The 12,248-nt window shown below is 65.8% G+C and carries 10 protein-coding genes; 5 read left to right on the forward strand and 5 right to left on the reverse strand.

Annotated elements, in window-relative coordinates; all coding sequences use genetic code 11:
- Positions 1-31: 31 nt before the first annotated feature.
- Positions 32-1,552: an aminomethyl-transferring glycine dehydrogenase subunit GcvPB gene (gene gcvPB, locus Q0L48_RS11480; protein ID WP_296721133.1), complete on the forward strand. Its 1,521-nt coding sequence runs from the start codon at positions 32-34 to the stop codon at positions 1,550-1,552.
- Between the two features lies 1 nt (position 1,553).
- Here the strand turns inward: gcvPB and Q0L48_RS11485 are convergent, their stop codons facing one another.
- Positions 1,554-2,873 carry a lipopolysaccharide biosynthesis protein gene (locus tag Q0L48_RS11485; RefSeq protein WP_296721095.1) on the reverse strand — a complete coding sequence of 440 codons (1,320 nt, stop codon included), beginning with the start codon at positions 2,871-2,873 and terminating at the stop codon, positions 1,554-1,556.
- A gap of 23 nt (positions 2,874-2,896) precedes the next feature.
- Positions 2,897-3,739: an NTP transferase domain-containing protein gene (locus Q0L48_RS11490; protein ID WP_296721097.1), complete on the reverse strand. Its 843-nt coding sequence runs from the start codon at positions 3,737-3,739 to the stop codon at positions 2,897-2,899.
- Between the two features lie 89 nt (positions 3,740-3,828).
- Here Q0L48_RS11490 and Q0L48_RS11495 point away from each other — a divergent pair, with 89 nt between their 5' ends.
- Positions 3,829-4,569: a hypothetical protein gene (locus Q0L48_RS11495; protein ID WP_296721136.1), complete on the forward strand. Its 741-nt coding sequence runs from the start codon at positions 3,829-3,831 to the stop codon at positions 4,567-4,569.
- Here the strand turns inward: Q0L48_RS11495 and Q0L48_RS11500 are convergent.
- Both Q0L48_RS11500 and Q0L48_RS11505 read right to left on the reverse strand, forming a co-directional pair.
- Positions 4,566-5,024, reverse strand: a complete 459-nt coding sequence (locus tag Q0L48_RS11500; RefSeq protein ID WP_296721100.1) for a hypothetical protein — start codon at positions 5,022-5,024, stop codon at positions 4,566-4,568. The two genes, Q0L48_RS11495 and Q0L48_RS11500, sit on opposite strands and share 4 nt — an antisense overlap.
- 5 nt (positions 5,025-5,029) lie before the next feature.
- Entirely contained in the window at positions 5,030-6,523 is a 1,494-nt protein-coding gene (locus tag Q0L48_RS11505; protein WP_296721103.1) for a CoA-acylating methylmalonate-semialdehyde dehydrogenase, read from the reverse strand.
- Positions 6,524-6,664: 141 nt separating this feature from the next.
- On the opposite strand from Q0L48_RS11505, the gene Q0L48_RS11510 reads away from it, so the two are divergent.
- Complete coding sequence (locus Q0L48_RS11510) at positions 6,665-7,633, forward strand: SMP-30/gluconolactonase/LRE family protein (RefSeq protein ID WP_296721106.1); 969 nt, start codon at positions 6,665-6,667, stop codon at positions 7,631-7,633.
- Positions 7,634-7,639: 6 nt separating this feature from the next.
- On the opposite strand, the gene Q0L48_RS11515 is transcribed toward Q0L48_RS11510, so the two are convergent.
- Positions 7,640-9,079, reverse strand: coding sequence for a M24 family metallopeptidase (locus Q0L48_RS11515; RefSeq protein ID WP_296721109.1), 1,440 nt, complete (start codon positions 9,077-9,079; stop codon positions 7,640-7,642).
- Between the two features lie 123 nt (positions 9,080-9,202).
- Here Q0L48_RS11515 and Q0L48_RS11520 point away from each other — a divergent pair, with 123 nt between their 5' ends.
- Positions 9,203-10,252, forward strand: coding sequence for an efflux RND transporter periplasmic adaptor subunit (locus Q0L48_RS11520; RefSeq protein ID WP_296721112.1), 1,050 nt, complete (start codon positions 9,203-9,205; stop codon positions 10,250-10,252).
- Positions 10,252-12,248 (forward strand): efflux RND transporter permease subunit (locus Q0L48_RS11525; protein WP_296721115.1); only part of this gene is annotated, 1,997 nt, incomplete at its 3' end. The genes Q0L48_RS11520 and Q0L48_RS11525, both read left to right, overlap by 1 nt.

The raw sequence follows: 12,248 nt of genomic DNA on the forward strand, positions 1-12,248 counted from the left end.
CGCCCCCAACCAATCCGGCTGGAAGCCCGCTATGATCGCCTCCGAAGACGGGATGCATAACGGCCCCGCCACCACCACCGGCAACCGCGCGCTGATGCTGGAAGAACCGCTGTTGTTCGAAATCGGTCGCAGCGATGTGACCGGGGTCGATCTGCCGCCGGTTGACGCGGATGCGCCGACCCGCCTTGGCGCGCTCGGGCGCAGCGAAGCGATCGGCCTCGTCGGCTTGACCGAACCGGAAACGGTACGCCACTATACGCGCCTGAGCCGCCAGAACTACGGAATCGACTTGGGCTTCTTCCCACTCGGCAGCTGCACCATGAAGCACAATCCTCGCCTGAACGAGAAGGTCGCGCGCCTGCCGGGGTTTGCCGATGTCCACCCGCTCAGCCCGCAGAACGCGGTGCAGGGCGCGCTGGACGTGATCCACCAGCTGGGCGGTTGGCTGTGCACGCTGACCGGCATGCCCGCCGTCGCGATGAGCCCGAAGGCCGGCGCGCACGGCGAACTCTGCGGTATCCTCGCGATCCGCGCCGCCCACGAGGCGCGCGGCGATGCGCGTGAAGTGGTGCTGGTGCCCGAAAGTGCCCACGGCACCAACCCCGCCACCGCCGCCTTCGCCAATTACCGGGTCGAGGATATTCCCGCGACGCCCGAAGGCCGGGTCGATGTGGCGGCGCTGAAGGCGCGGCTGGGCCCCGACGTGGCGGCGGTGATGATCACCAATCCCAACACCTGCGGGTTGTTCGAAAAGGACTTCCGCGAAATCGCCGATGCGGTCCACGCGGCGGGCGGTTACGTCTATTGCGACGGGGCGAACTTCAACGCCATCGTCGGCAAGGTGCGCCCGGGCGACCTCGGCGTCGATGCCATGCACATCAACCTGCACAAGACCTTCTCCACCCCGCATGGCGGCGGCGGGCCGGGTTCGGGGCCGGTGGTGCTGTCGGAAGCGCTCGCGCCCTATGCCCCGCTGCCATTCGTGCGCCAGCAGACCGACGGTACGTTCTATCTCGTCGAGGAGGAAAACCGCGAGGAGCGCGGCCCCAGCTTCGGGCGCATGACTGCGTTTCATGGCCAGATGGGCATGTTCACCCGCGCGCTCACCTATATGCTCAGCCACGGCGCGGACGGGCTGAAGCAGGTGGCCGAGGATGCGGTGCTCAACGCCAATTACATCCTGCGCAGCATGGAGGACATTCTCCACGCGCCCTTCGCAGGCTCCGGCCCGTGCATGCATGAGGCGCTGTTCGGCGACAAGGATTTCACCGGCGGCCTCTCTACGCTCGACGTGGCGAAAGGCCTGATCGACGAGGGCTATCACCCGATGACGGTGTATTTCCCGCTGGTGGTGCACGGCGCGATGCTGGTCGAACCGACCGAGACCGAGAGCAAGGCCACCATCGACCAGTTCATCACCGCATTTCGCGCCGTGGTGGAACGCGCTCTGGCAGGCGACGAGGCATTGAAGCAGGCGCCCTATTATGCGCCCCGCCGCAGGCTCGATGAAACGGCAGCGGCCAGAAAGCCCAAGTTGGCGTTCGAGGGGTGATCTAGCGTTCGGGCGGAGGGGCGGGCAGTGGCTGCTCCTCCGCCGCCGCATCCTCCGGCTCCACCACCAGCCGGATCTGGCTGAGGTTGAGGATCGCGACATAGAAGCCGATCACTGCCAGCGAGCTTGATCCGAGCATTGCGAAGGCCGCGCCCTTGGCGCCGTTCCAGTCGATTGCTGCGTCCAGGAAGACCAGCGCCAGCACCGTCGGCACCGCGCGCACGATGAATGAAATATGCGCCTTGCCCGCCGAAACCAGCAGCGACTCAAGGCTCGCGCCGACCAGTTCGACCGCGCCTGCGATGGCAAGGATCACCATCGCCCAATAGAACACGCCGAATTCGTCGCCCGCGATCAGTTCCAGTCCGACCCGCCCGAACACCAGTGCGGTGACCACCGCGATCACGCCGCCCACGGCGGCGATGTTCGCCATGCGCCGCGCGATCTCCACTGCGTTCTCGCGCGCGTGGACGAGTTCGGGCAGGATCGCCTTGGACACGGTTTGGGCAAGGCTCACCAGCGCCTGCCCCAGCTGGCTCGCCACCCGGAAGCCCCCCGCCAGCGCCGCACCGCCGAAAGTGCCGACCAGCAGGATCATCACCTGCTTGCCCGCGATCGAGAGGCTGCCCGAAAGGTTGGTCGACACGACGAACCGCCAGGCATCCCTGTGGCGTGCGGGAATCGTCTTCAGGCTCACTGCTTGCCAATGCAACGGCTGAACCCGTGCCGCCACCAGCCAAAGCGATATTGCGACTGCCACTTCTGCCACCGCATAGGCAATGATGAAGCCCGTCACCGTGGGCATGAAGACGAAGGCCAGCCCCGCACCGACAGCGCGGATCAGCGGCTGCACTGCTTCGGCTCCGGTGGCCTTGGCGTACTGGAAATGGAGCCGCAGGATGCCGGTCGGCGTGGTGCGGATCGCGGAGAGCGATACCACGCAATAGGCGAAGGCGAGCCACAACAGATCGGGCGGCACTTCCAGCCAATACGGCGCGCTCAGTATCATCGCACCGGCCAGTGCGATGCCGAGCGCCACCGACACGAAATCTAGCGCAATTGCAAAGCCGGTCGCTTCGGCTGCCTTGGCGGGATCGACGCTGCCGCCGTCGCCGTTGGCGCCCCACCGCACGATGAATTGCCAGGTCTGGAAATTGGCCAGCCCGGTGATGGCCTGCCCCAGCGCCACGATCAGCGCGAAATGGCCAAAGCCTATCGTTCCCAGCGCCCGCGTCGCGAGCGCAAGGTAGACGAGGCTGAGCACCGCGTTGAACCCGCGCCCGCCCAGCAGCCAGCCCATATTGGAAAACAGCCGTTTCATGCCGTGCCGGGTCTTGACCGGTATCAGCCGGCGCTGTGCGGGTCTGGCGCCGCTGCAGGGGTGGTGCGATCGCCCTCGCGCCGCTTGAGGATTTTCTCGGTCACCGCAAAAGTGCGTTCGTTATCAACATCGATGGCGAAATGCCCGTCGGACAGCACCACCGGCACCAGTTTGAACCCGAACCGGCGCGAAATTTGCGCGAAAAGTTTTTCCTTCGAACCCCAGCCCATGCGGAAGCGGATCAGGTTTATGAGCCCGAACGCCTTGATGATGCGGCGCGGAAATTTGATGAACTGCCCGCCCTCGCGCATGATCTCGGCAGCCGAGAGCGCCTCGGCGCTGCCGAGCCAGTAGGTGTTGCAGTTGGAATAGGCTCCGTCGCGGAATTCGTAGAACCGCTTTTGCCCGATCGGGTCGGCGGTCTGAACGTCCTCGCGTCGGGCCAGTGCCGCCGCGCCGCCTGCATCCGCCGCAAGGCATGCGGCGACGAATTCGGCGTAGCCTTCGGGCGTGACGAGGCAATTGTCGGCGGTGGTGATCAGCAGCGGGAAATCGGCGCCCTGCGACCCGGCAAAAACGCTGTCGACGATGTTGAAGCGGCCCTCAACCATCGAAAGACGGCCCTCCGCGATCAGTGCGGCGATGGTCGGCAGGCGGGCGATCTCGCCCTCGTCATGCGCAACCACGCGGATCGCGCCAATGGCGGGGCAGGCGGCGACCTGCGCCACCACGCGCTCGATCATCGGCACGCCGTTGACCGGCACCACTGCCTTCTGCGAGACGCCCGCACGCTCGGCAAGCGGATCGAGCACACCCGAACGCTTGCCCGCCATCACGAGCGCGGTAGCCTTTACGTCGTTCACCATAGCGCGCGGCCCTTAGCCGCTTGTGAGCACAAAAGCCAAGCTTGGATGGTGCGGCTTGCGCAACAAAGCGGGTAGGGCGATGAGAGGTGATGCGCATCATGTTCTCCCGCAAGGGTTTTGACGGCACCTCGGGCGGCGGGCCTTCGCCGATCGTCGGGGGCTGTCCGCTGAGCCTGCCGATCCCCGATAGCAAAGGGCTTTCGCCCGTCACCTATGGCGATCTGGGGCTGGGCGCACACGCCGCGAAGGCAAGTCGGGGGCGGTTGGGTGCGGGCGATGCCTGTCATCACGATCCCATGTTCCTTGCCGATGGCACCGCTGTTCTGGGCCAGTGCCATGCGGCGCAGGGACATCTGGTGAAGCAGGGCGTGACGACAGGCGATGTCTTCCTGTTCTTCGGCCTGTTCGATAGCGAAGGGGAAGGGCGGCACCACCGCATCTTCGGTTATCTCGCCATCGAGCAGCGCATCGATCTGGTCACCTGCGACGAGGATACCCGCGCGCAATATCGCACGATGGGCCAGCCCCACGCCTTCGGGCTGCATGGTTCCAATGACATGCTCTATGTCGGACGCGGGGCGACTGCGAAGACTGCGCCCGCGTGTTTGCGGCTGACCGCCCCGGGGCAGAAGCCGAGCCAGTGGATCGTGCCTGAATGGCTCACCCGCACCGGACTCAGCTGCCACGATGCACCTTGGCGCTGGGGTGAGGATGGGCGCTTGCAGGCGGTGTCGCGCGGGCAGGAATTCGTCGCGCATGTGGGCGACGATCCCGAACCACGTGGGTGGCTCGATCAAGTGATTGCGACGATCGAGGCCGGGGAAGCCTAGTCGGAGCAGCGCACCCGCACGATTGCATCGCCGCCTTCGGGCAGGCCGACATCCTCCATGCTCAACCGGTCGCCGTCGAGGACAAGCTGGTATTGCGTGGCCCACGCGTCACCCTCGCCCTCCATCGAGAGGCTGGCGGCAATCCGGTCACCTTCCCCGGTTGTGCCAATCACGTTACCCACGCTTTCGTAGAACAGGATACGCCGAGCGTCGATTTCGACGCGCTGCTCCGAAGCCGGATCGCAGCTGCCACCGGGCACGTCCCATATGCCGTGGAACTGCGCCGGGATCGGGGCCGTCGCGATCCCCGCGCCGTAGTCGGCGCCGGAAGGGTCCTCCTGTTTCGGGCTGTCTGCCGCGGCGTCTGCGGGCGGGACATCGTCGCTCGCAGGGCTACAGGCCGAAAGAGCAAGAGCGACGCCGAGCGCCGGGACGAACTGGAGAGCCTTGCGCATGCCCCTCACCCCATCGTCGGGATCACGAAGGCGTTGCTGCCGTCCATCCCGCCATCGGGCCAGCGTTGGGTGACCTTCTTGTTCTTGGTCCAGAACCGCAGACCTTCGGTGCCGTACTGGTCGATATCGCCGAAGCCCGACCGCTTCCACCCGCCAAAGGAGTGGTACGCGACCGGCACCGGGATCGGCACATTGATGCCGACCATGCCGACATTGACCCGCGCGGCGAATTCGCGCGCGGCGTGGCCGTTGCGGGTGAAGATCGCGACGCCGTTGCCATACTGGTGTTCGGACGGCAGGCGCAGCGCGTGTTCGAAATCATCGGCGCGCACGATCTGGAGGACGGGGCCGAAGATCTCTTCCTGATAGCTCTTCATCTGCGGGGTGACGTGATCGATCAGCGTCGGGCCGACAAAGAAGCCCTTTTCATGACCCTGAAGCGAGAACCCTCGCCCGTCGACGACGATTTCCGCGCCTTCATCTTCCGCCACGCCGATCCATTGCTCGATCCGCGCCTTGTGTTCGGGCGTGACCACCGGGCCGTAGTCCGCGTCGGGATCGCTGGAGACGCCGATGCGCAGGGCGGCGATTGCGGGGAGCAGCTTTTCGCGCAACCGGTTGGCCGTATCCTCGCCCACCGGCACCACCACCGGCAGCGCCATGCAGCGTTCGCCCGCCGAGCCGAAGGCCGCGCCTGCGAGATCATTGACCACCTGATCGAGATCGGCATCGGGCATCACGATCCCATGGTTCTTGGCCCCGCCGAACGCCTGCACCCGCTTGTTGTTCGCGGTTCCGCGTGAGTAGATATATTGCGCGATGTCGGAGGAACCGACGAAGCTGATCGCGGCGATATCGGGGTGGTCGAGGATCGCGTCGACCATCTCCTTGTCACCGTGGACGACCTGCAGCAGCCCCTCGGGCGCGCCAGCTTCGAGGAACAGTTCGGCAAGTCGCACCGGTACGCTGGGGTCGCGCTCGGAAGGCTTCAGGATGAAGGCGTTTCCGGCTGCGATTGCCATGCCGAACATCCACATCGGAATCATCGCGGGAAAGTTGAACGGGGTGATGCCCGCACCGATGCCGAGCGGCTGGCGCATCGAATAGACATCGATCCCCGGACCTGCGCCGTGGGTGTATTCACCCTTCATGATCTGCGGGAGGCCGCAAGCATATTCGATCACTTCCAGCCCGCGCTGCACGTCGCCTCGCGCATCGGGCACGGTCTTGCCGTGCTCGCTGGAGAGCATTTCGGCGAGGTCCTGCATATTCGCCTCGACCAGTTCCTTGAAGGCGAACATCACCCTCGCGCGGCGCTGCGGGTTGGTGGCGGCCCAGGCTGGCTGCACGCGCTTGGCAGTCTCCATCGCGCGGGCCAGCAGCGCGGCATCGCCTAGGGCGACTTCGGCCTGCACTTCGCCGGTCGAGGGGTTCCAGATGGCGTGCTTGCGCACTGGCGCGGGGCTGTCGCCGACGATGAAATGGTCGATCTGACGCATGGGAAAGTGTCTCCTGTCTCTGCCTCCCCAATGGCGATGCTGGCCCGCGCTGGCAAGAGCACGCTTCCCCTCAAAAGTGCTGGCACACTGGGGCGCAAAGGGGCAGGCTGTTGCAACAGCACGGTGGCAAGGAGCAGGCCAATGGACAAGCTATGGGCATATGTGGCGGGGTTGGCGGCATTCGCGGCCAGCGGCGCATTGGCGCAATCGGTCGACCCTGCGCCGAAGGCCGATGATGGCGTGTTCGTCCCCGGCAGTCTGGAACTGGTGGCAGATGGATACACCTTCACCGAAGGCCCGGTGTGGGACGGGACGCGGGTGATCTTCAGCGATATTCCGGGCGATACGGTTTATGTGATGACGCCGGCAGAAGGGCCGCCGACGGTACTCTATACCCCGTCTGCCCTGGCCAACGGTCACACATTTGATCGCGAAGGGCGGCTGCTCAATGCCGAACACGGCAGCGGCGAGATCACCCGCTGGACGCCCGAAGGCGGGCGGCAGACCGTGGTGGCGGAGTATGAGGGCAGGCATCTCAACAGCCCCAATGACGTGGTGGTGCGCGCATCCGACGGCATGATCTTCTTCACCGATCCGCCCTACGGCCTCGGCAGCGCCTATCAGGGGGTCAAGCGCGAGGCCGAGGTCGGGTTCAACGGCATTTATGGCTTCGACGAAGCGACAGGGCGCATGGTGCTGATCGACGATGCGCTTGCCCGGCCCAACGGCCTCGCCTTTTCGCCCGACGAAAGCGTGCTGTATGTCGGCGATACGGCGACGCAGACGGTCTGGGCCTATGACATCGCCGCCGATGGCACCGCTTCGGGCAAGCGGCTGGTGGTCGATGTGACCGACGAGGGCAAGCAGGGCCGGGTCGACGGGGTGCGGGTGGACAGCGAAGGGCAAGTCTATTTCACTTGTCCCGGCGGGCTGTGCGTGGTCGCGCCCGACGGAAAGCTGATCGCCCGGCTTGAAACGCCCAAGCGCGCGACGAACCTTGCGTGGGGCGGGCCGGATCTTTCCGAGCTTTACATCACCGCGCTGTCCGACGTTTACCGGGTAAAGACGAACGCACGCGGAATCGGTTCGTCGAGCATCCCTGCGCGCTGATCGGCCCTAATCCGACGGGATCAGCGTGATCTCGGTCTGCCGTCCGTCGATGAAACGCACGGTTTCGCCATCGAAGAAGGCATCTTCCTCGGTACGGAAATCCACCCTCTGGCCGCCCCATTCGGGCACGCTGGCATAGGATGTCAGCTCGATCGACCATGCGGTGTCGGCGTTGATTGCGCCGTCCCCGCGCGGGTCGGGGTTCTGGTTGTCCCAGAAACCGATGCTCGGCCCCGCGCCGTGCCCGTGGTGGCCGATCGGGTGGGTGTAGATCGACGGGTCTAGCCCCGCCGCAATCGCATCGGCGCGCGCGATAGCGAGCGCTTCGTTACCGCTGCGCCCGACCGCGAAGGCGCGGGTCAGGAAATCCTGCACCCGATTGCTGTTCGCCAGCCCGGCGCGCAAGCCTGCGGGCGCCTCGGTCTCGCCCGGTTTGAGCACGTAGGCCAGATGCTGGGTATCGGTGTTGAGCCGCAGGTAAGTGATGCCGAAATCGGTCCACAGCAGATCGCCCGGCTGGATCACCTCCTCGCCTTCGATCATGCCCTCGCGCCCTTGCCGCTGGATCGCGACCGAGGGGTGGAACCACGGATCGAGGCCGAGCCCGATCAGCCGGTCACGATACCACCACTGCACCTGCTCAGCGGTCGTCACGCCGGGGGTGATGACGTTGCGCGAAAACGCCTCGCCGATCACCGCGTGGGCGGTGCGCACGATGCCGGGGTAAAGCGCCATTTCAGCCGGGGTGCGGGTTTCAAGCCAGCGGACCGACAGACGCTCTCCGGAAACGACCCTGTCATGGAAACGCTCGGGCAGTGCGGCCATGAATAGCCTGTGCTGGCTCAGCGTCATGCCGTCACCGAACTGGGTAAGGTCGGAGGTGTTGATCGCGATCTTCTCCGGATCGCGCGCGGCGATCAGTGCTGCCACGGCCTCCCACTGGTCGGGCTGTTCGTCCGGGTTCCAGGCCGGCTCGAACAGTCCGCCCAAGCCATAGCGGCTGACAGTCAGCCGTTCGACCGGCCGCCCTTCGCCCGGATCGTGGAAGATCAGGATCGTCCGGCGGCGGGCATGCATGTTTTCGGCATCGAGCATCGATGCGACCACCGGCTCCTCGAAATATTCGCGCGCCATCAGCAGCCACAGATCGATGCCCTGTTCGCGCATGATTGCGGGAATAATGGTATCGAGCCGCTCGGCCAGAATACGGTTTTCCAGCGCAGCCCGTTCGCGCGGGGACAGGATTGGCGGCAAGGCGGGAGCAGCTTGCTCGGTTTCGCTCATCGCGATCGGCGCCGTCTCTTCGGCACGGACTGGCGCGGCGGACAGAATGGCAGGGGGCATCGCGATCGCCGCCAGTGCCGCCAGCATAACCGAATTCCGGTTCGTCTGCCCCATGTGCCTCATCGCCGATCCTTTGCCCTGTTGCTCTTGTGCACCGATCATGGCGCGGGCCTGCGTGCCCGGCAAGCGCCAAGCGCGGCTTCGCTTTGGCCGACCCGGGGGAACCCTATGCCGCGGGCGTGGTTAGTTGGACAAACCTGCAGAGATACGAAATACCCCGAACCGATGCGATTTATCCTTTCCCTGGCGGCCATGGCGCTGCTGGCCGCCTGCTCTGCCGACGAACAACGCGCCGACGAGCGTGAAGTTGCCGTGGTGGCCGAGCCCGTGCGCATGCTCGCCGACGAGGATGTCGTCGAAGCGGTCGGCACGGCGCGTGCAGCGCGTTCGGCCGAGATTTTCCCCGAGGTTTCGGGCCGGGTTGCCGCAGTGCGGTTCAGCCCCGGCGCGTTCGTGCGGCAGAGCGCTGTGCTGGTCGAGCTTGACGCGCGGGCCGAGCGGCTGGCGCTGAAGCTCGCCGAAGTCCGGGTGGAAGAGGCGCGGCAGTTGCTCGCCCGCTATCGCCGGATCGAGGATACCGGCGCATTGTCCGACAGCCAGATCGAGGCGGGCGAAACCGCGCTCGCCGCGGCGCAGGTCGAGCGCGATCAGGCCGCGCTCGCGCTGTCCGAACGTACCATACGCGCACCGTTCGGCGGCCATGTCAGTTTCACCGAACTCGACCCCGGCGACCGCGTTACGCCAGCGACGCTGGTGGCCCAGATCGACCAGCGCGGGCGGCTGTACATCGATTTCAATGCGCCCGAGGCGGTGTTTAGGCGCCTGCGTCCCGGCCAAAGCGTCGAGGTGGTGCCGTTTGCCGATCCCGACCGGACGATTTCCACCACCATCGAAGCGGTCGACAGCAATATCGAACTGGAACAGCGCAGCTATCGTGCACGCGCCGTGATCGACAATTCCGCAGACCGCTTTCGCCCCGGCATGAGCTTTGCCGTGCGGTTCGCCGATAGCGGGCAATTGCGCCCGGCGGTGCCCGAAGCGGCGGTGATGTGGACGGGCGATGGCTCGTCAATCTTCGCCGTGCGCGATGGCAAGGCGGTGCGCGTGCCGATCACCATCGCTGCGCGCCGTGACGGGCTGGCGCTGCTGGAAGCCGACATCGCCAAGGGCACGTCGATCATCGTCGAAGGCGTACAGAAGCTGCGCGAGGGTCAGGCAGTGACGCTGGTCAAGCCTCCTGTGCGCGAAGCCGCGACAGTCGAGGTCGCACCGTAATGAGCCGCCGCACCGATCTCCCGCTGCTGGCGGTCAAGCGGCCGCTGCTGGTCATCGTGCTCAACCTGCTGATCGTGATCGCCGGGATCGCCGCGTTGCTCGGCACCGAGGTGCGCGAATTGCCGAATGTCGACCGCCCGATCGTCACCGTCACTGCGACGCTGCCGGGAGGGGCGCCCGAGACCATCGACGCCGAGATCACCTCGCGGCTGGAGAACGCCGCCGCGCGGGTCAACGGAGTGCGCAATATACGTTCCTCCAGCGAGGAGAACAGCAGCCGCATCCGGGTTGAGTTCAATCCCGGCACCGACCTCGATACCGCCGCATCGGACTTGCGCGAGGCGGTCAGCCGGGTGACCCGCGACCTGCCCGAGCGCACCGAGCAGATTCAGGTGGTCAAGGCCGATCAGGATGCCGAGGCGATCATGACGCTGGCCGTGTCCAGCCGCAGCTATGACGTCGCCGAACTCACGCGGATCGTCGAAAACGATATCATTCCCGAACTGCTGGCGGCCGAAGGCGTGGCGAATATCGACACCTTCGGCACACGTCCGACGCAGCTCAGGGTCGCGGTCGATCCGATCCGGCTTGCACGTTTCCGCCTGACGATGAGCGATGTCGCCGCGGCGCTGCGACAGGCACCGTTCGATACGCCGGTCGGATCGTTCCGCTCCGATGCGCAGAACTTGCTGGTGCGGGCCGAGGCCACCGCCGCCGATCCTGCCCGTATCGCCGAAGTGGTGATTCAGGGCGAGGTGACGATCGGCGATGTCGCGGAAAGCTATTTCGCGCCTGCCGATGCCACCAGCTATGTCCGGCTCGACGGAGAGCCGGTGATCGGGCTGGGCGTGGTCCGGCAGGCCAATTCCAACACCATCGCCATCTCCGATGCGACCCGTGCTGCGGCGGAGCGGCTCGATGCGCGGTTCGACGACATTTCGATCGGGGTGATCTCCGACGATGCCGAATTCATCCGCGTATCGGTGCGCGAGGTGGCGGTGACGCTGGTCGTCACCGTGCTGGTGGTCATGGCGGTGATCTACCTGTTCTTCGGTCATCTCAAACCGACCCTCATCCCCAGCACCGCAATCCCGGTGGCGCTGATCGGCGTGGTCGCGGGGATTTGGGCGCTGGGGTTCTCGATCAACCTGCTTACGCTGCTCGCACTGGTGCTGGCGACGGGTCTGGTGGTCGATGATGCCATCGTCGTACTGGAGAATGCGCAGCGCCTGCAGAAGGAGCAGGGGCTGGGACGCAAGGCGGCGGCGGTGCTGGGGACGCGGCAGGTCTATTTCGCGGTAATCGCGACCACTGCGGTGCTGGTGTCGGTGTTCGTGCCGATCAGTTTCCTGCCGTCCGAAACGGGGCGATTGTTCCGCGAATTCGGATTCGTGCTGGCGATTGCGGTGATCCTGTCGACATTCGTTGCGGTCAGTCTTGTGCCCGCGCTGGCCGCGAAGGTCGACCTTGCCGGTGACGGGGCCGATCCCCATCCGCGTCTGCAACGCTTCGCCACCGGTTTCGCCCGACGTTACGACAGGCTGGTCACTGCCTGCATTGCGCGGCCATGGCGGGTGGTGCTCGTGTGCCTGCTGGCATTGTTCGGGGCGGGTTTGACCTACACCCAGATCGACGAGGAACTTGTGCCGGAAGAAGACCGCGCCACCTTCTATGTCTGGGCGCGCGGGCCAGACGGAACTGGCCTTGCCTTCATGGATCGCCAGATGGACCAGATCGAGGCGGTGCTCGCGCCCTTGGAGGAAAGCGGGGAGATCCAGTCCACGCTCGCGATTGTCGGGCGTTACGATCCCAACCTCATTCAAGTCACCGCAACGCTAGCCGACTGGGACGAGCGCGAGCGCAGTCAGGGCGATATCGTCGCCGCGCTGGAAGAGCCGCTCGATGCGATCCCCGGTTCGGGCGCGTCTGCCCGCGGGCGCTCCACCTTGGGCGGCGGCGGCGGGCAGACGCGCCCGAACCGGGGATCGCATCGAGC

The sequence above is a fragment of the Erythrobacter sp. genome, from assembly GCF_024305245.1.
GTDB lineage: Bacteria > Pseudomonadota > Alphaproteobacteria > Sphingomonadales > Sphingomonadaceae > Erythrobacter.

What these genes read in the sequence shown, in the direction of transcription:
- gcvPB (WP_296721133.1), top strand. Translation starts at nt 32, where the DNA reads ATGATCGCCTCCGAAGACGGGATGCATAACGGCCCCGCCACCACCACC.
- Q0L48_RS11485 (WP_296721095.1), bottom strand. Translation starts at nt 2,873, where the DNA reads ATGAAACGGCTGTTTTCCAATATGGGCTGGCTGCTGGGCGGGCGCGGG.
- Q0L48_RS11490 (WP_296721097.1), bottom strand. Translation starts at nt 3,739, where the DNA reads ATGGTGAACGACGTAAAGGCTACCGCGCTCGTGATGGCGGGCAAGCGT.
- Q0L48_RS11495 (WP_296721136.1), top strand. Translation starts at nt 3,829, where the DNA reads ATGCGCATCATGTTCTCCCGCAAGGGTTTTGACGGCACCTCGGGCGGC.
- Q0L48_RS11500 (WP_296721100.1), bottom strand. Translation starts at nt 5,024, where the DNA reads ATGCGCAAGGCTCTCCAGTTCGTCCCGGCGCTCGGCGTCGCTCTTGCT.
- Q0L48_RS11505 (WP_296721103.1), bottom strand. Translation starts at nt 6,523, where the DNA reads ATGCGTCAGATCGACCATTTCATCGTCGGCGACAGCCCCGCGCCAGTG.
- Q0L48_RS11510 (WP_296721106.1), top strand. Translation starts at nt 6,665, where the DNA reads ATGGACAAGCTATGGGCATATGTGGCGGGGTTGGCGGCATTCGCGGCC.
- Q0L48_RS11515 (WP_296721109.1), bottom strand. Translation starts at nt 9,079, where the DNA reads ATGATCGGTGCACAAGAGCAACAGGGCAAAGGATCGGCGATGAGGCAC.
- Q0L48_RS11520 (WP_296721112.1), top strand. Translation starts at nt 9,203, where the DNA reads ATGCGATTTATCCTTTCCCTGGCGGCCATGGCGCTGCTGGCCGCCTGC.